18 protein-coding genes are annotated in these 16,182 nt (G+C 64.8%); 12 read left to right on the top strand and 6 right to left on the bottom strand.

Features of this window, described 5'->3' with window-relative positions; translation table 11 throughout:
- Nucleotides 1-14 precede the first annotated feature (14 nt).
- The 4 genes from ACVOLR_RS00340 to ACVOLR_RS00325 are packed head-to-tail and all read left to right on the top strand — an operon-like array spanning nt 15 to nt 3,789.
- Nucleotides 15-1,070 carry a two-component system sensor histidine kinase NtrB gene (locus ACVOLR_RS00340; RefSeq protein WP_481534674.1) on the top strand — a complete coding sequence of 352 codons (1,056 nt, stop codon included), beginning with the start codon at nt 15-17 and terminating at the stop codon, nt 1,068-1,070.
- Nucleotides 1,063-2,508, top strand: a complete 1,446-nt coding sequence (ntrC, locus tag ACVOLR_RS00335; RefSeq protein WP_481534673.1) for a nitrogen regulation protein NR(I) — start codon at nt 1,063-1,065, stop codon at nt 2,506-2,508. The genes ACVOLR_RS00340 and ntrC overlap by 8 nt, the downstream gene beginning before the upstream one ends.
- Before the next feature lie 41 nt (nt 2,509-2,549).
- The gene (locus ACVOLR_RS00330) at nt 2,550-3,119 is read left to right on the top strand and encodes a superoxide dismutase family protein (RefSeq protein ID WP_481534672.1); all 570 of its coding nucleotides are present in this window, start codon (nt 2,550-2,552) and stop codon (nt 3,117-3,119) included.
- A 58-nt stretch (nt 3,120-3,177) separates the two neighbouring features.
- Nucleotides 3,178-3,789, top strand: a complete 612-nt coding sequence (locus ACVOLR_RS00325) for a superoxide dismutase family protein (RefSeq protein WP_481534671.1) — start codon at nt 3,178-3,180, stop codon at nt 3,787-3,789.
- 250 nt (nt 3,790-4,039) lie between these two features.
- On the opposite strand, the gene ACVOLR_RS00320 is transcribed toward ACVOLR_RS00325, so the two are convergent.
- Nucleotides 4,040-4,927: a hypothetical protein gene (locus ACVOLR_RS00320; protein ID WP_481534670.1), complete on the bottom strand. Its 888-nt coding sequence runs from the start codon at nt 4,925-4,927 to the stop codon at nt 4,040-4,042.
- A 90-nt stretch (nt 4,928-5,017) separates the two neighbouring features.
- Between ACVOLR_RS00320 and ACVOLR_RS00315 the strand changes: the two genes are divergently transcribed.
- From ACVOLR_RS00315 to ACVOLR_RS00305, 3 genes are all read left to right on the top strand, one after another.
- Nucleotides 5,018-6,313 (top strand): acetyl-CoA C-acetyltransferase, encoded by a 1,296-nt coding sequence (locus ACVOLR_RS00315; RefSeq protein ID WP_481534669.1) that lies wholly within the window; start codon nt 5,018-5,020, stop codon nt 6,311-6,313.
- 364 nt (nt 6,314-6,677) lie between these two features.
- Entirely contained in the window at nt 6,678-7,592 is a 915-nt protein-coding gene (locus ACVOLR_RS00310) for a hypothetical protein (protein WP_481534668.1), read from the top strand.
- A 137-nt stretch (nt 7,593-7,729) separates the two neighbouring features.
- Entirely contained in the window at nt 7,730-8,278 is a 549-nt protein-coding gene (locus tag ACVOLR_RS00305) for a hypothetical protein (RefSeq protein ID WP_481534667.1), read from the top strand.
- Nucleotides 8,279-8,341: 63 nt separating this feature from the next.
- Here ACVOLR_RS00305 and ACVOLR_RS00300 read toward each other — a convergent pair whose 3' ends face one another.
- From ACVOLR_RS00300 to ACVOLR_RS00285, 4 genes are all read right to left on the bottom strand, one after another.
- Nucleotides 8,342-8,779, bottom strand: coding sequence for a hypothetical protein (locus ACVOLR_RS00300; protein WP_481534666.1), 438 nt, complete (start codon nt 8,777-8,779; stop codon nt 8,342-8,344).
- Nucleotides 8,780-8,822: 43 nt separating this feature from the next.
- The gene (locus ACVOLR_RS00295; protein WP_481534665.1) at nt 8,823-10,085 is read right to left on the bottom strand and encodes a heme biosynthesis HemY N-terminal domain-containing protein; all 1,263 of its coding nucleotides are present in this window, start codon (nt 10,083-10,085) and stop codon (nt 8,823-8,825) included.
- Entirely contained in the window at nt 10,082-11,062 is a 981-nt protein-coding gene (locus tag ACVOLR_RS00290; protein ID WP_481534664.1) for a uroporphyrinogen-III C-methyltransferase, read from the bottom strand. The genes ACVOLR_RS00295 and ACVOLR_RS00290 overlap by 4 nt, the downstream gene beginning before the upstream one ends.
- Nucleotides 11,063-11,176: 114 nt before the next feature.
- Nucleotides 11,177-11,959: a uroporphyrinogen-III synthase gene (locus tag ACVOLR_RS00285; protein WP_481534663.1), complete on the bottom strand. Its 783-nt coding sequence runs from the start codon at nt 11,957-11,959 to the stop codon at nt 11,177-11,179.
- 42 nt (nt 11,960-12,001) lie between these two features.
- On the opposite strand from ACVOLR_RS00285, the gene ACVOLR_RS00280 reads away from it, so the two are divergent.
- The 5 genes from ACVOLR_RS00280 to ACVOLR_RS00260 all read left to right on the top strand — a co-directional run bounded on the left by ACVOLR_RS00280 (nt 12,002) and on the right by ACVOLR_RS00260 (nt 15,085).
- Nucleotides 12,002-12,460, top strand: coding sequence for a YiiD C-terminal domain-containing protein (locus ACVOLR_RS00280; RefSeq protein ID WP_481534662.1), 459 nt, complete (start codon nt 12,002-12,004; stop codon nt 12,458-12,460).
- A 26-nt stretch (nt 12,461-12,486) separates the two neighbouring features.
- On the top strand, nt 12,487-12,915 hold the full coding sequence (locus ACVOLR_RS00275; protein WP_481534661.1) for a hypothetical protein: 429 nt from the start codon (nt 12,487-12,489) through the stop codon (nt 12,913-12,915).
- Nucleotides 12,916-12,979: 64 nt separating this feature from the next.
- Nucleotides 12,980-13,417, top strand: a complete 438-nt coding sequence (locus tag ACVOLR_RS00270; protein WP_481534660.1) for a rhodanese-like domain-containing protein — start codon at nt 12,980-12,982, stop codon at nt 13,415-13,417.
- A 104-nt stretch (nt 13,418-13,521) separates the two neighbouring features.
- Nucleotides 13,522-14,037, top strand: coding sequence for a protein-export chaperone SecB (secB, locus tag ACVOLR_RS00265; RefSeq protein WP_481508655.1), 516 nt, complete (start codon nt 13,522-13,524; stop codon nt 14,035-14,037).
- Nucleotides 14,038-14,056: 19 nt separating this feature from the next.
- Entirely contained in the window at nt 14,057-15,085 is a 1,029-nt protein-coding gene (locus tag ACVOLR_RS00260; RefSeq protein ID WP_481534659.1) for an NAD(P)H-dependent glycerol-3-phosphate dehydrogenase, read from the top strand.
- A gap of 204 nt (nt 15,086-15,289) precedes the next feature.
- Here the strand turns inward: ACVOLR_RS00260 and ACVOLR_RS00255 are convergent, their stop codons facing one another.
- Nucleotides 15,290-15,862, bottom strand: a complete 573-nt coding sequence (locus ACVOLR_RS00255; protein WP_481534658.1) for an OmpO family porin — start codon at nt 15,860-15,862, stop codon at nt 15,290-15,292.
- Between the last annotated feature and the right edge of the window lie 320 nt (nt 15,863-16,182).

Raw genomic sequence — 16,182 nt, 5'->3', positions numbered from 1 at the left:
ACTATATTGGTGCAATGACCGACGCCGATTTCTCACCTTCGCCGGAATTGCTGGCCACGCCGCTGGTCTGGAGTGGCGTGGACGGCCGTATCCAAGGGGCAAATCCTGCCTTCTGCCGCTGGCTGGGGGTGAGTGTGCGGCGCCTGCTCGGCCAGCCGCTGGTGTCGTTGGAAGCGCAGGGCGAGGTTCTGGCGCAGCGCCTGGCCAATCCGGCCACCGATCTGACCCGCCTGCCGCGCCTGACCTTGGCGCTGCCGGGTGAGACCCCGCGCTTCGCCGATGGCTGGCTGAGCGCGGTGGAGCAGGGCGGCTGGCTGCTGGAAGCGCATCCGGTGGACGAGTTCCAGGGCACCGACCCGGCGCAGGTGCTGCCCGGTGCGTTCAGCGCCGCCTTGAAGGGCCTGGCCCACGAACTGCGCAATCCGCTGGCCGGCCTGAAAGGCGCTGCCCAACTGCTGGCACGGCGGGCGACTGGCCGCGATGCCGACGAACGCGAGTTGATCGAATTGATCGGCGCCGAGATCGAGCGGCTCAATACCTTGCTGGAACAGCTGCTGTCGCCGGCCCCGCAACGCCCGCACGCGCCGTTGAACATCCACGCCGCGCTGGAGCGGGTGCTGCGTCTGGTAGAGAACGAAGCCGGTTGGTCGGTACGGCTGCTGCGTGATTACGATCCCAGCATTCCCGAGTTCCCCGGCGATGGCGACCGTCTGACCCAGGCGCTGTTGAATCTGGTCCGCAACGCCATCCAGGCCGGCGCCACTAGCGTCACCCTACGCACCCGTGTCGAGCATGGCCTGCGCATTGCCGAGCAGCCCTATGCGCTGGCCTTGCGTCTGGAAGTGGCCGACGACGGCCGTGGCGTGCCGGAAGAACTGGCCGAGCATCTGTTCCTGCCGTTGGTCAGTGGCCGCGCCGAAGGCACCGGGCTGGGCCTTGCCTTGGCCCAACAAGTCGCCCGCGAACACCGCGGCACCTTGAGCTACCGCTCACGCCCCGGCCACACCGTATTCACCGTGCTGCTGCCATTGCCCGCCGTTGAAGAAGCGCCGGAGGTGAGCGATGCATGAGTCCACGCAGGCCGCGACCATCTGGGTCGTCGATGATGACCGCTCGGTGCGTTTCGTATTGACCACTGCGCTGCGCGACGCAGGCTACACGGTGCAGGGTTTCGACAGCGCTGCCGCGGCACTGACGGCGATGGAACAGCAGCCGGTGCCCGACCTGCTGTTCACCGATGTACGCATGCCTGGTGACGACGGACTGGTGTTGCTGGACAAGCTCAAGACAGCGCATCCGCAGCTGCCGGTGATCGTGATGTCGGCCTATACCGATGTCGCGAGTACCGCTGGTGCGTTCCGTGGCGGTGCACACGAGTTCCTGTCCAAGCCATTCGATCTGGATGATGCAGTGGAGCTGGCCCGGCGCGCGCTGCCAGAAACCGAGGAACTGCCTGCACCGGTTGTCGTGCCTGCACCGGCCAAGAAAGAAGAAGGCCCGCCACAGCTGATCGGCGATACGCCGGCGATGCGCGCGTTGTTCCGTGCCATCGGCCGTCTCGCACAGGCGCCCTTGTCGGTGTTGATCAATGGCGAGACCGGCACCGGCAAGGAGTTGGTGGCGACCGCATTGCATCGCGAGTCACCGCGCGCCAAAGGCCCGTTCGTCGCGCTCAACACTGCCGCGATCCCGGCCGAGCTGCTGGAAAGCGAGTTGTTCGGCCATGAAGCCGGCGCCTTCACTGGCGCGAGCAAGCGCCACATCGGCCGCTTCGAGCAGGCCGATGGCGGTACGCTGTTTCTCGATGAAATCGGCGACATGCCGCTGGGCTTGCAGACCCGGCTGCTGCGCGTGCTGGCCGAAGGCGAGTTCTTCCGCGTTGGTGGCCGCGAGCTGATCCGCGTCGATGTACGCGTGGTTGCAGCTACCCATCAGGATCTGGAGACCCTGGTCGAACAAGGACGCTTCCGCGCCGACCTGCTGCACCGGCTGGATATGGTGCGCTTGTTGCTGCCGCCGCTACGCGAGCGTCTTGGCGATGTGCCGCAACTGGCCGAGAACTTCCTGCTCAACGCCGCGCGCCGGCTCGACATGCCGCCCAAGCGTCTGTCCGTCGCAGCGGTAAAAGCACTGCGCGAGCACAACTGGCCAGGCAACGTCCGCGAGCTGGAAAACGTCTGCTGGCGTCTGGCTGCGCTGGCTGTCGCCGACACCGTATCGGCCGATGACGTGCAGGCTGCGTTGAACCGCGGCGGCCGCGCTGCAGCCGGCACCACCGCGGTGACGCCGGAGCACTGGGATCGGGCATTGGCGGCATGGGCCCGGCAGCGCCTGGCCGAGGGCGCCAATGGTCTGCATGCCGAGGCCCGCGAGCGTTTGGACAACGTGCTGCTGGACGTGGCACTGGATTTCACCGATGGCCACCGTGCCGATGCCGCCACCCGGCTCGGACTTGGCCGTAACACCGTTACCCGCAAACTTGGGCCTGGTCGCCGTCGCGGTAGTTGAGCGCGGCACCGGCCTGTTCGTTCTGTTGCAAGGAGATATCGATGCGCATCCTGCTTCCTCTTACCGCCACCATTGCTGCCGCGCTGCTCAGCGCCTGCGGCTCCACGCCTGCACCCAAGGCCGAGGCGCCGCCGCCGATGGCCACGGTCAGCACCGCCAGGATGGCCGAGGCCAATCTGGCACCGGCCTCGGCCAGCCTGGTCAGCGGTCGCCTCGCGCTGGTGCCGGAAGCCGGTGGCGTGCATATCACCGGCGTGATCGGCGGCTTGCCGCGTGGTCAGCAGGCTGCCTTCCATGTGCATGAGAAGGGTGACTGCAGTGCGGTGGATGCCAGCAGTGCCGGTGGCCACTTCAACCCCGCCATGCAGCAACACGGCCGCGCCGCTGCCGGCGCGCACCATGCCGGTGACATGGACAACCTGCAGGCCGATGCCAAAGGTGTGGCACACGTGGACGTTCATCTACGCGGCGTTACCCTCGGCGGTGGTGCTGCAAACGACGTCGCTGGGCGCGCACTGGTGGTACATGCGTCGGCCGACGATTACCGCAGCCAACCGGCCGGCAATGCCGGTGCGCGTGTCGCCTGCGCGGTGATCCGCGTGGTGCGCTGAATGTGCCCCTGAGCACGCAGATACCGATTCGATCCAGACCAGCAAGGGAGTTACCCAGATGCGACTGATCCACACCAGCTTGTTCCTCGCCAGCGCCTTGGCCCTGACCGCCTGCAACAAGGGCGCAGAGCCCGATGCCGCACCGGCCGATGTCGTTGCGGCGATGGCAACCACGCCGGTTGCCGACCCGGCCGCACCGCCGGAAATGGCCAAGCCGATTGCGACTGCGCAGTTGCAGCCGACCAAGGACAGCACCGTCGCCGGCACCATCAACTTCAGCCTGGTTGATGGCCAGCTGCGCGCCAGCGGCGATATCACCGGCTTGAAGCCGGACAGCGAGCACGGCTTCCATATCCATGAGAAGGGCGATTGCAGCGCGCCGGACGGCACCAGCGCTGGCGGCCATTTCAACCCGGGCAGCAGCGAGCACGGCAGCATCAGCGCCGCGATGCATCACGGCGGCGACATGCCCAACATCAAGGCCGACGCGCAGGGCAACGCGCATATCGATGGCCCGGTGGCGAGCAACGTCAACGTCGGTGTTGGCGATGGTTTCGACATCGTTGGCCGCGGCCTGATCGTCCACGCCGACCCGGACGACTACAAGACCCAGCCCACCGGTAATGCCGGTGCACGCCTTGCGTGTGCGGTGATCACCAAGGTCCCTTGAAGCCAGGAACTAGTCGCCAGGAACGAGGAACTAGTAGATGCAACACAGCAACAACAAAGGGCCGCGCAAGCGGCCCTTTGTTGTTGTCCTGCACTCGCCTGGGCTACGCCCTTGTGGGAGCGGCGTTAGCCGCGAAGCTGACTTCGCTGAAACTCTTGGTGGGTATGCCATCTGATGATGCGCTTGCTTCGCGGCTAACGCCGCTCCCACAAAAAATCAGTGCCGTAGCCCGGTGGCGCTGTTTCTTGCTTCAATGCGCCAGCAAGGCCTTCGCATCCTGCCCGGCATTCACGTGCACATACAGCACGTCGATGCCATGCGCTTCCAATACCGCCGCCATCTGCCGCTGACGCATCATGTACTGCTCGTACACGCGCTGCAGGCGATCACAGTCGTTTTTGTCCTGCGCGTAGTGCGCGCACCAGCCAGCTGGATCAAACAAGGCCATCCGCACTTCGCCACCGACATAACGCAGCAGCGGTTCGGGTGAGGCGTCCAGCCATTGTTCTTCGTTGGGCGCGAACATCGCCGTTTCCAGTATTGGCCACAGATCCGCCAAGCCCTGGTTGTCGTACTGCATGGCCATCATCGCGGCCAGATCGTTGACGGTGAAATAGCGTGCGTGTTCGATCTGCGCGGCAAAGCTGTTCTGCGCCAGCAACGCGGTATCCGGTTGTGCCATGCCATTGGCCAGCAGCACGTCTTCCAGCGCATCACGCACTTCGAGGCGCACGGCCGCTTCACCACCAGCCAGCACGAACGGCAGCAGCCGCAGCGCGCCACCGGTCAGCGCAGGATCGGCCTGCAGCGGCAGCGGAATCTCGCCATTGGCATCGGCACCAAACGCCAGCAGGCGCGCGCCCTGATTGCGGCCAGGGGCGCGCATCTGCAGTTCTTCCAGGCGCCGATGAATGGGCAGGCCGGGACGCAGCACTTCGGCCGGGTCGAAATGCGCGGCAGCGAAAACCAGGTCCAGCTCGCTGACCTGCGTAACCAGTTTGGTCAGGTCACGACCGATCAGCGCTGCCAGTTCGCCAGCCTGCTCGGAGCCCAGGGCCGCCTTGCCGGGCTGCTCGCCGCCAGCCAGTTCCAATGCCACTACGCCAAGGGCGTTCACGTCGGGGTTTGAATTGCTCATGATTCGCGGTTGGCCCATCACGGCCTCGAAGCTACACTCAACACCATTATGCCTGCTATCGCGTGCAGGCCACTTTGAACACTCTTTCCCATGTCAGGTACCCGCATGCCCAGCGCTCGTCCCGTCGCCATCCTCGGTGGTGTCCGAATCCCGTTCTGCCGTCAGAACACCGCTTATTCGGACGTTGGCAATCTCGGCATGTCGGTCCGTACGCTTGGGGCACTTGTTGAACGGTTTGGCCTGCACGGCCAGCAGTTGGGCGAAGTTGCGATGGGCGCGGTGATCAAGCATCCCAGCGACTGGAACCTGGGCCGCGAGGCAGCACTGTCGTCCGGCCTGTCGCCGCTGACCCCAGGCATCACCCTGCAACGTGCCTGTGGTACTTCGCTGGACAGCATCATCACCGTCGCCAACAAGATCGCCCTGGGGCAGATCGAGTCCGGCATCGGCGGCGGTTCGGACACCACCTCCGACGTGCCGATCGTCTACGGCAAGAAATTGCGCGCGCGTCTGCTGGCCGCCAACCGCGCCAAGAGCACTGGCGACAAGATCCGCACCCTGCTCAAGGGCTTCAAGTTCTCCGAGCTCAAGCCCGAGTTCCCGGGCGTGGCCGAGCCGCGCACCGGCAAGAGCATGGGCGACCACTGCGAGGACATGGCCAAGGAATGGAACATCTCGCGTGAAGCGCAGGACGAATGGGCGGTGTCCTCGCACAAGAAGCTCGCTGCTGCTTACGAGCGCGGTTTCTTCAGCGACCTGATCGCACCGTTCCGCGGCGTCGAGCGCGACAACGTGCTGCGCCCGGATACCTCGCTGGAAAAGCTGGCCACCTTGAAGCCGGCTTTCGACAAGGCCTCTGGTCGCGGCACCCTGACCGCTGCCAACTCCACTCCGCTGACCGATGGTGCCGCCGCGGTGTTGCTGGCCAGCGAGGAGTGGGCACGTGCGCACGGCCACGAGCCGCTGGCCTATCTGCGTGATTCGCAGGTTTCGGCCGTGGACTTCGTGCATGGCGAAGGCCTGCTGATGGCGCCGACCACCGCTGTGCCGGAAATGCTCAAGCGCAATGGCCTGACCCTGCAGGATTTCGATATCTACGAAATCCATGAAGCCTTCGCTGCGCAGGTGCTGTGCACGCTGAGCGCCTGGGAAAGCGAGGACTACTGCCGCAACCGCCTGGGCCTGGATGGTGCGCTGGGCCGTATCGACCCGGCCAAGATCAACCCGCTGGGTTCCTCGCTGGCCACTGGCCACCCGTTCGCAGCCACCGGCGCCCGCATCATCGGCACCGTGGCCAAGGAATTGGCCGCACGCGGCGGCGGCCGCGCACTGGTATCGATCTGCACCGCCGGCGGCATGGGCGTGGTCGCCATCGTCGAGCGCTGATGCGCTGTTTGTAGTGCCGAGCCATGCTCGGCAGAGGCGTTGCCGGTAATGCCCCTTGCCGACCATGGGTCGGCACTACAACACGCGGCGGTGGCCGCGCGCTGGTGTCGATCTGCACCGCTGGCGGCATGGCGTGTTCGCCATCGTCGGCGTTGATACAGCTGTAGCCCGTTGCCGACCATGGGTCGGCACTACGGCGCGGTCGCCATTGTTGAGCGTTGCTGCAGTTGATGTAGTGCCGAGCCATGCTCGGCAGAGGCGTTACCGGCAATGCCCGTTGCCGACCATGGGTCGGCACTACAGGGCCCTTGCCGGGCCCGGCCCGGCACCTCTATTGTCTGCTCACCAAAGGACGGGGTAGGGCATGAAGCGCATTGCGATTGGTTTGGCTGTGCTGTTGGCAGGATGGGCGGCGCCAGCCGCCGCGATGACTTTCATGAAAGTGGAGCATGTCTGCCCGATCGGCGGCGAGCGCTTCAGTGCGCAGGAAATGGGCTCGGGCACCGCGTTCGGCCACTTCCTCGACGGCCGCCTGCATGGCGCCATCCAATCGCCCTGGCCGCTGGTGTCCTGCCCGGGCAACGGCTTCGTCATCTACAAAAATGACTACAGCGCCGAGGAAATCAAGCGCCTGACGGCGGTGGTCGAAAGCGACGAGTACCAGCGCATGCGCGGCACTGAAACCAGCTACTGGTTGCTGGCGCGTTTGTTCGAAGCAGTCGACGCGCCACTGAAAGACCGTGCCGGGGTGCTGCAAAGCGCGACCTGGCAGGCATCACCGGAGCAATACCCGCGCTATGTGCGGGCGGCATCAACGGCAGTTGCCCAGCAATGCCCGGATGCGCGCGCCGCTGCCGAACGCGATGAGTCCTGGCTGTACTGCCAGATGCTGTTGGGCGAATGGGAGCGCAGGTTATCGCGCTTCGATGCCGCGCGCGCGCGCTTTGAACGCCTGCAGCCGCTGCCGGAAGGTCTGGTGCTTGGACAGAATCGTGAACGCGCTCGCCGCCAGTACGTCGCCGAAATTGCACAGCAGCTGCAGCTGATCGCCGACAACAGCGCGATGAACACCATGGCAGTGGATGCGGATGCACCGCCGGCCAAGGAGGCAGCAGAGGGGGCAACTGCGCGCATTGCCGGCACCCCGGGTATGACGCCAGAGGCAGCGCAGGCGGCAGCAGATATCGCTGCGACGGCGGCCGATGCGTCAGTCGAAGCTGCAGCATATGCGGCAGATGCTGCTGCAGATGCCGCCGAGCCGACATCGGCCAAGCGCTGAGTGACATTGTCTTGCAGGCTGCTCAGCGGCGGGATTCCCCGTCGCGTGGGAAGCGCCAGCGACCGCATGCGATGCCAAGGACGTAAGTGCGGGTCGCCGAGGAGGCGGCCGCTCGAATTTCACAGGGGATGTAACCAATGGATGAGTTCAACCCGTATGCCGCGCCGGAGGCCTTGCCGCCGCCGCTCGCCAACACCAGCCCGGATAACAGCACCTGCTGGCGCGATGGTGATCAGCTGCTGGCCTTGCCGCATAGTGATCTGCCGCGCTACTGCGTCAAATGTGGAAAACCGGCGCTGGAATACCGCCAGCGCAAGTTCTACTGGCACTCGCCGTGGATGTATCTGCTGATCCTGCTGCACATCCTGGTCTATCTGATTGCCGCACTGGCGGTGCGCAAGACGGCGGTGCATCAGGTTGGTCTGTGTTCGGCGCACCGCAAGCGGCGGCTGAATTTCATCCTGATGGCGTGGGGGTCGCTGGTGCCACTGTTTGGCTGTTTTCTGTTCGACAGTGGCGCGGTGATCGGCCTGGGGATACTGGCGTTTCTGGTGATGCTGCTGTGGGGCCTGATTGGCATGCAGATACTCAAGCCCAAGAAGATCGATGTGTCGTTGGCTGTGTATCGCGGGGTATCGCCGGCGTTTCTGGCGCGCCTACCGCGCTATCCGTATCGCCGCGACTAGGTCGGCAGTGAGCCACGCAGCAGCCCGGGCAAGCGCAATGCGCCCGGGCGACGTAGCGCCAGCTCAGTCTTCGTTGGTCGCCTGAGCGTGATCCAGCAGGAACTGGCTGATGGCCTGGCGCAGCGGCAGGTCATCGGTACGCTGCGCCAATGCATCTGCGCGTAGCGCATGATCCTGGGCGGCGGCAACATCGTCCAGGTTGGAATGACGTTCGGCCAGTGCCAGATGGATCGAGGCTTCGTAGCTGATCGCCTGCGCTGCGTTGGCAAGCATCAAGGCGTGGTTGTAGTGCTCAATGGCGATATGGTCATCGCCGGTGAAGTCGGCCAGCGTTTCCCACAGGAACGGATGATCGCGGCCTGCAGCGGCGATTGAATCGCAGTAGGCGTGCAGTTGCGCATACAGCGATGCACTGATGTTTTCCTCGCCATCCTCGCTGGCATTGAGGATGGCGTCGGTCAGCTCGACCACGCGCGCATGGATATCCGGGGGTATGTTCATTACGGCTCGTTACGGAAAGCGTTGAGGGTGCGCCTGCAGGTGCTCAGCCCGGCAAACGCGGGAAGCCATGCGCATCGCGCTCTTCGGCCACGGCCTGGTCCTGGATCTGTTGATGCAGGTTGCGGCGTTGGATCGACAATGGGGTTTCGCCGCGACGCTGGCGCACGGCATTGAGCAGGCATTGGTTTGCCAGAGCCTGTTCATCCTGTGCGGCAAACACCTCGCCCAGGGCTTCCCAGGCATCCGCACCGGCATCCTGGGCAATGGCCCGGTGCAGGAATTCCTCGGCCTGCGCCCATTGGCCTTGACCAGCGGCCAGGCGCGCCAAGCCCAACAGCAGGGCAGGGCTGTTGGGATGCGACTGCAGCCAGCGTTGCGCGCTGGCGCGGCGCGAATCGAACTTCTCCACCGGCAGCTGCGTGTACAGGCTGACCAGTGTTTCGTCCCAGTGGCTGTCCAGGGTCTGCTCGATGCTGCGCAGGGCGACATCGGTCCAGTTCAATGCAACCGCGCGCTGTGCGTAGCGCGCCACCGCCTGCGGGCTGACCCGCAGCGACTTGGGCAGCACTTCCCAGCGTGCAGCCAGCGTATTGACGTCGCTGGCTTCGTCGAGCATCTGCAGGGCGAGGGTGGTTTCCAGTCCGGCAACGGCGCTGGGCGGCAGCACTTGTTGCTGGCGTAGCGCGCCGAGCTGGCCGTAGGCCTCTTCAGCACGACCGGCGCGCTGCAACGCCTCGGTGCGCAACCACAGGCCGCGTGGCGGCAGCGGTTGCAGGGCCGGCAGGTCCAGCGCGTTGATCGCCTCCAACGGCTTGTCCAGCTGCAGCCAGCGCTCGGCGCTGTGCAGGGCGTGCAGGTGCGGATCGGCTTCCGCCAACTGCTGCAGGTGTTGGCCGGCGCTGCTGTTGTCCTCGCGTGCCTCAGCCGCACGCATGGCGGCAACCAGTGCGATCGGGCGTACGGCTTTCTCCGTTGCGGCGCTCTGCAGCAGTTTTTCAGCGCGCTGCCATTGGCCGTTATCCAGTGCCTGCAGGCCATCGATCAGACGTGCGCGGCCCTGCTTGCGGCGATGCCGTGCCCAGGCGCGGAACGGGGTGCTGATCAGCGACCACAGCAGCCATACCAGCAAGGCGGCGATCAGCACCGCCAACGCAGCCTGCGGCAAGGTGGCGATGTAGTCGTGGTTGCCAGCACGGACGATCACTTCGCCGAGTGCGCGGACTGAATCCTGGCCCAGCCACTGCGCACCAAAGATGCCGGCAGCGGCGACCAGCAACACCAGTAACAGGGAGCGGAAAGCCTTCATGGTGCGTCCTTGGCGGCGCGCGTGCTGCGCAGTTGCTGCAGGGTGCTGCCAAGCTCGGGCAGGTTGGGGCGCAGTTCCACGGCGCGCATCTCGCGCAGTTCACGGCGGCGCTGTTGACGCTGCTGCGAATCCGGCCACAGCCGCTGCAACCAGCCATCTACACGGTCCAATGCCTGCTGCCAGGCCTTGTCATCGCCACGTTCGAGCGCGGCGCGGGCCAGGCTCAGCTCGATCTGCAACGAGTCATTGGCGGCGATGCGCTCGGAGCGGGCAACCAATACCTTGCCGTCGGCCGGGCGGATCTGCACCAGCGGCGACAGCATCTGCTGCCACCATGGTTGCTGGCTGTCCGCTGGCAGCTGCAGGTTTTCGGGCAGGCGTTCCAGTTCAGCGGACCACTGCTCAAGCTGGGCAGCGGTGCGGGCGCGCACGCCGGGGCCAAGCGTATCCAGCGCATTGCGCTCCTGGATCAAGGCCTGGCGCAGGTTGAGGTAGTCGGGGCTGTCGATGCCTTCCAGTGCGCTGGCGGCCAATGCATACAGGCGACGCGCACCGTCCAGATCGCCGGCAAAGGTGAGTCGCTGCTGGGCCTGGTTGAGCAGCAGCTCGGCCTCTTCGCGGCGCACGGCCTGCGCGCCCTGGCGCGAGCTGTCGGCCAATTGGGCGAGGTTTTCTTCCAGCAGTGCGTTGCGCTGGCTCAGCCCCAGCACTTCATCGCGCAGCACGCGGTTGGTGGCGGCGGCGTCCTGGATGCTGCGGGCATTGGCGCGCTGGTCGCGGCGCAGGGCTTCCAGCCCTTGCTGCATGGCGGTCAGTTGCTGGGTTGCGCTGTCGCGGGCCAGATCGGCCTGCTGTTGGCGGGTCTGCCAGCTGTGCCAGCCAAACCAGCCGGCAGCGCCAAGCGCGGCGATGGCGATCAGCGGCAGGAGCCAGCGCAGCGGGCGGCGCGGTTGAACAGGTGCGACGTCTTCATTCATCGGGGGGCAACATCCTTGGCGGGCATGGCCACGACACAAGGGTGACCACGCTGTTGGTGCAGGCAAAGCATCGCCCGCGCGCTGCATGCCTGCAAGTCGCCTTTGTTACTGCGCTCAGCCAGCGGCCGGGAAAAGCGCGGCGTGGGCGGCGCTGGCCAGCTGTGCAGGCAGGGGCCCGGCGGCGACGCTGATGTTGCGGAAGCCAAGTTCGGTGGCAAGTTCCGCCAGTCGTGCGCTGGCAGCGACCGCAGCGGCCCGCTGCCATTGCTGCAACAAGTCCGGTGGCAGATAGGGCAGTACCGTCTGCAGTGCTTCGCCGCTGCTTATCGCCACCGCATAGGGGCTGGGCAGCGCCAGTAGACGGGCAATGGTGGCCTTGCTGACCGGTAGCGGCACGCGTTCGTAGACATCGATACGGTGCAGGTTTGCACCGCGCTCGCGCACCTGCGCTGCAATCACACCGCGGCCACCTGGCGCGGTGACCAAGGCCACGCGCAGGCCGTGCAGGTGCTGCATGGCGGGCAAGGCCAGCAGGCCCTCGCTGTCCATCCGGGTCGGCGCCTGCACGCTGGTTGCGCCACGGCGGCGCAAGGCGCGTGCGGTGCCTTCACCAACAGCTATCAGGCTGCCTGCACGAAGCGCGGCCAACGGCAACAGCCGCGCAGCGGCTTCGGCGGCGGCAGGGCTGGTGAACACCAGTCGATCGTATTCGCGGGCTGCGTTCAGCTGCTCGCGGGTGGCCTCATCGGTACGCATCTGCAGCCGCCAAGGTGACAACGCCAGCGTACGTGCACCCAAACGCGCAGCTGCGCTGCGCAAGGTGTCGTGCTGCCCTTGTGGACGCATCGAGATGAGATGCCAGACCGTGTCGGCTGGCACATAGGCGGGGCGGTTCATTCCATGCATTATGCGGGCGCTTTCCGTTTTGCGTGCGCGTCCATGTCCGAACATTTTGATGACCCCGTGTTGCTGGAAAACCTTCAGCGCACTCTCACGGCAATGCCGCCGGTTGCGGCGATGGGCATCCACATTGCCGGCTACGACAATGGCGTGCTGCGCATGCAGGCGCCACTGGACGTCAACATCAACGACAAGGGCAATGCCTTCGGCGGCAGTCTGGCTTCGGTAATGACCCTGTCGGGCTGGGCGCTGGTCAGCATGCGCCTGGGCTTGGCTGGCAAGCAGGCCGAGGTCTACGTGGCCGACAGCAATATCCGCTACCGCGCGCCGGTCTATGGTGACCTGCTGGCGACTGCGCGGCTGGCCCCGGACCAGGATTGGGATGAATTCCTGACCACGTTCAGCAAGCGCGGCCGTGCGCGGGTGACGGTACGGTCGGCGATCGAAGGTGGCGCGGCCGAATTCGAAGGGCGCTTCGTTGCCCTCGGCAAAGGCTAAGATCGGCCATTACCGAGGGGGCCTGCATGTATCGAAACCTGTTCCAGTCCGTTGTCATCGCCCTGTCGCTGGTGGCCGGTGCAGCCCAGGCCGAAGGGCCGAGCCGGTCCCAACGCAGCAAGTTGGGACCGACTCAGGATGCCTATGTCGCGGCCGTGCGCTGGGGCGATTTCGACAAGGCGGAAGGCTTCATCGACCCGCAGTACCTGCTGCAGCGCCCGATCACCGACCTGCAGCGTGAGCGCTACCGGCAGATCCAGGTGTCCAGTTACCGCGAGCGTTCGGTAGGTGCTGGCGCCGATGGCAGCATCGAGCGGCGGGTGGAAATGGGCGTGATCAACCGCAATACCCAGGCCGAACGGCTGGTGATGGTCAATGAGCGCTGGCGCTGGGATCCGGAGGCCAAGCGCTGGTGGCAGGCGGCTGGTTTACCTGATCTTTGGCAGGGCCAATGAGGCATTGGCTGCATTTTCACCGGCTGTGCGACAATCCCTGCCCGCTTATCGACCCGTGACCTGAGTGAATTACGAAGAGTTGCTGGCCTTCGCCGGCCGAAATCCGATGTTGTCGCTGGCCTTGGTTGGCCTGACGGTGGCCATCATTGCCACCGAGGTCGCACGCCTGTTCCGCGGCTACAAGTCGCTCAAGCCGTCCGAATTGACCCATATGATCAATGCCGGCGGTGCGACCGTGATCGATCTGTCGGCTGCCGCCGACTTCGAGAAGGGCCATATTGCCGGTAGCCGCAATGTGCAGCCGGCCCAGTTGACCCCCGCGCACAAGCTGCTGGCCAACGCCAAGCAGAGCCCGGTGGTACTGCTGTGCCGTACCGGCAATGCCTCGGCAACAGCAGCCAAAGCACTGAAAAAAGCCGGTTACGAGCAGGTTTATGTTCTCGACGGTGGTTTGCCGGCATGGCAGGCAGCAGATCTGCTGTTGGTCAAAGGCCGCAACTGAGTCAGCAAATTTTCAGTTAGGGCTTGTGTAGGTGGGCAACCGCCCCCATCGCTGGTCTTGTACTAATCCCATTCAATGAACAATCTGTTCTGGAGTCTTGAGCAATGTCCGAAGAGAACACCAACGGCGTAGTCCCGGCCGACGAATCCGCCAACGGCCCGGCTTTCACCATCGAGAAGATCTACGTCAAGGACGTTTCGTTCGAGTCGCCGAACTCCCCGGTCATCTTCAACGAGAACGTGCAGCCGGACCTGCAGCTGAACCTGAACCAGAAGGTGCAGCGCCTGTCCGACACCGCTTTTGAAGTGGTGCTGGGCGTGACCCTGACCTGCAAGGCAGGCGACAAGACCGCCTATGTGGCCGAAGTTGAGCAGGCTGGCGTGTTCGGCCTGATCGGTCTGGAGCCGCAGGCAATCGACGTGCTGCTCGGCACCCAGTGCCCGAACATCCTGTTCCCGTACGTGCGTTCGATGGTGTCGGACCTGATCCAGGCTGGCGGCTTCCCGCCGTTCTACCTGCAGCCGATCAACTTTGAAGGCCTGTACGCCGAAACCCTGCGTCAGCGTCAGCAGCAGGGTGAGCCGTCGCTGGCCGACTCCGAGCCGGCTGGCAACGCCTGATCGGCGTCTGCGCTTCTGTATGAGTACGAACGACGCAGAAAAGATCGCCGTTGTTGGCGCGGGCTCCTGGGGCACCGCGCTGGCCACCCTGTTGGCCCGGCACGGTCATACGACCGTGTTGTGGGGACGTGATGCAGCGGTAATCGAGGCGATTGATCAGCGTCATGAGAATCCCCGGTATCTGCCGGGGATTCCCTTGCCAGAATCTTTGCGCGCCAGCACCGACCTGGCTGCCACCGTTGCCGGGGCAGACTGGATCCTGGTGGTGGTGCCTTCGCATGCCTTTGCCGAAACCGTGCGCGCGCTGGCGCCGCTGCGGCCGGCCGGTGCAGGCGTAGCCTGGGCAACCAAGGGCTTCGAGCCCGGCTCAGGCCGTTTCCTGCATGAAGTAGCGCGTGAAGTGCTGGGCCCGGAGGTGCCGTTGGCCGTGGTCACCGGCCCGTCTTTCGCCAAGGAAGTCACCCTGGGCCTGCCCACCGCCATCACCGTCCACGGCGATGACGAAGCGTTTTCCCAGCAGGTGGCCGATGCCATGCATGGCCCGGCATTCCGCGCCTATACCGGCGACGACATGGTCGGCGCCGAGTTGGGCGGGGCAATGAAGAACGTGCTGGCGGTAGCTACCGGCGTGGCGGATGGCATGCAGTTGGGCCTGAACGCCCGTGCAGGCCTGATCACCCGTGGCCTCAACGAAATGCTGCGGCTGGCGGCTGCCATTGGCGGCAAGCCGGAGACCCTGATGGGCCTGGCTGGCCTCGGCGATCTGGTGCTGACCAGCACCGGCGACCTGTCGCGCAACCGTCGCCTGGGTCTGGCGCTTGGCCGCGGCCAGAGCTTGCCCGATGCAGTGAAGGAAATCGGCCAGGTGGTGGAATCGGTGCAGACCGCCGATGAAGTCATGCGCCAGGCCGACCGTCACGGCATCGATCTGCCGATCTCCAAGGCAGTGCAGTCAGTGCTGCACGGCGAACTCAGCCCATCCGAAGGCTTGCAGCAGCTGCTGGCCCGTGAGCAGAAGCCGGAATATCCGGACACGCTGTTCAAGTAAGGATGAGCGAAGTTTAACGAAGAAGCCCGGCAATGCCGGGCTTTTCTTTGCGCGCTCTGTAGTGCCGAGCATGGCTCGGCACTACCGGCGGGCGCCGCCCCAAAAAAAGAAGCCCGGTCGGGGGAGGACCGGGCTTCCAGCGGCGCGTGGGAGAGAGGTCACGCGCCATACAACACCGCTATCTGTTACTTGTTGCTTTGTCGCTTACCAGGTGAAGCGCGGGCCGACGAACCATTCCTTGTCGCCAGCCTTGGCCAGCTTCACTTCGCCGGTCAGGCCCCAGTTCGGGTTGAACTTGGCGGTGGCGCCAACGCGGCCATAGAACTCGCCGTCCGGATCGTAACCACGCTTCTTGCTGAAGTCCTCGTAACCGGCCAGGGCGTAGCCCTCGATGTTCTGGGTGAAGGCAGTGCGCACGCCGACTTCAGCGCTGTAGCCGCTGAACTTCGGGCCGTACTCGAGATCCAGCTTCTGGTAGGCCGCACGTGCCAGCAGGTCGGTGTTCGGGGCCACGGTGTAGTTGTAGCCAACACCCAGGCGCCACTGGTCAACATCAACCTTGCTCTTGTCGGTTTCCTGCGCGTTGTACTCACCGAACACATGGAAGTTCGGGTGTACCGCGACCGAGCCCTTCACCGCAAAACCGTCGGCGTCGCCGCCCTTGGTATCGGTGTTCACATAGCCGCCTTCCACATAGTTGTAGGACAGGCCATCGGCAGCCGAAGCGGCGAACGGCAGGGCGGCCAGCAGGCCCAAAGCGATCAAAGAAGTCTTCATTTCGGCATTACCTCGTTATTGGTCTTGATCGTTACGGCCTGAATCTGTGGCCGTTCGATAGTTGTGAATTATCCGTTAGCCGACGGAATCCACCCTGAATACCAAACTGACCAGTACATAAATTAGGTGTGCTTTTGGGGAACTTTGCTGGCGGTGATTGATGTGCAGCGAGCTACTGGCTTTTGCTGCGTGAGGCTGCAGCTGTGCGGCAGGCTGGCGATCGATCCCGACAAGCACAGCCTTCGCCTTCGGTGTGTTCGCAGCCGGCCATCGAACGGGCGTAGATGCGGATCAGAACAGTCGCGTTGCCCGTCTTTTCC

This window comes from Stenotrophomonas sp. STEN030, from assembly GCF_056759995.1.
This window is presented reverse-complemented; position numbering and strand designations above follow the sequence as displayed.

Excerpts from the sequence above, each read along its gene's own strand:
- ACVOLR_RS00340 (WP_481534674.1), top strand. The coding sequence starts at position 15 with ATGACCGACGCCGATTTCTCACCTTCGCCGGAATTGCTGGCCACGCCG.
- ntrC (WP_481534673.1), top strand. The coding sequence starts at position 1,063 with ATGCATGAGTCCACGCAGGCCGCGACCATCTGGGTCGTCGATGATGAC.
- ACVOLR_RS00330 (WP_481534672.1), top strand. The coding sequence starts at position 2,550 with ATGCGCATCCTGCTTCCTCTTACCGCCACCATTGCTGCCGCGCTGCTC.
- ACVOLR_RS00325 (WP_481534671.1), top strand. The coding sequence starts at position 3,178 with ATGCGACTGATCCACACCAGCTTGTTCCTCGCCAGCGCCTTGGCCCTG.
- ACVOLR_RS00320 (WP_481534670.1), bottom strand. The coding sequence starts at position 4,927 with ATGAGCAATTCAAACCCCGACGTGAACGCCCTTGGCGTAGTGGCATTG.
- ACVOLR_RS00315 (WP_481534669.1), top strand. The coding sequence starts at position 5,018 with ATGTCAGGTACCCGCATGCCCAGCGCTCGTCCCGTCGCCATCCTCGGT.
- ACVOLR_RS00310 (WP_481534668.1), top strand. The coding sequence starts at position 6,678 with ATGAAGCGCATTGCGATTGGTTTGGCTGTGCTGTTGGCAGGATGGGCG.
- ACVOLR_RS00305 (WP_481534667.1), top strand. The coding sequence starts at position 7,730 with ATGGATGAGTTCAACCCGTATGCCGCGCCGGAGGCCTTGCCGCCGCCG.
- ACVOLR_RS00300 (WP_481534666.1), bottom strand. The coding sequence starts at position 8,779 with ATGAACATACCCCCGGATATCCATGCGCGCGTGGTCGAGCTGACCGAC.
- ACVOLR_RS00295 (WP_481534665.1), bottom strand. The coding sequence starts at position 10,085 with ATGAAGGCTTTCCGCTCCCTGTTACTGGTGTTGCTGGTCGCCGCTGCC.
- ACVOLR_RS00290 (WP_481534664.1), bottom strand. The coding sequence starts at position 11,062 with ATGAATGAAGACGTCGCACCTGTTCAACCGCGCCGCCCGCTGCGCTGG.
- ACVOLR_RS00285 (WP_481534663.1), bottom strand. The coding sequence starts at position 11,959 with ATGAACCGCCCCGCCTATGTGCCAGCCGACACGGTCTGGCATCTCATC.
- ACVOLR_RS00280 (WP_481534662.1), top strand. The coding sequence starts at position 12,002 with ATGTCCGAACATTTTGATGACCCCGTGTTGCTGGAAAACCTTCAGCGC.
- ACVOLR_RS00275 (WP_481534661.1), top strand. The coding sequence starts at position 12,487 with ATGTATCGAAACCTGTTCCAGTCCGTTGTCATCGCCCTGTCGCTGGTG.
- secB (WP_481508655.1), top strand. The coding sequence starts at position 13,522 with ATGTCCGAAGAGAACACCAACGGCGTAGTCCCGGCCGACGAATCCGCC.
- ACVOLR_RS00260 (WP_481534659.1), top strand. The coding sequence starts at position 14,057 with ATGAGTACGAACGACGCAGAAAAGATCGCCGTTGTTGGCGCGGGCTCC.
- ACVOLR_RS00255 (WP_481534658.1), bottom strand. The coding sequence starts at position 15,862 with ATGAAGACTTCTTTGATCGCTTTGGGCCTGCTGGCCGCCCTGCCGTTC.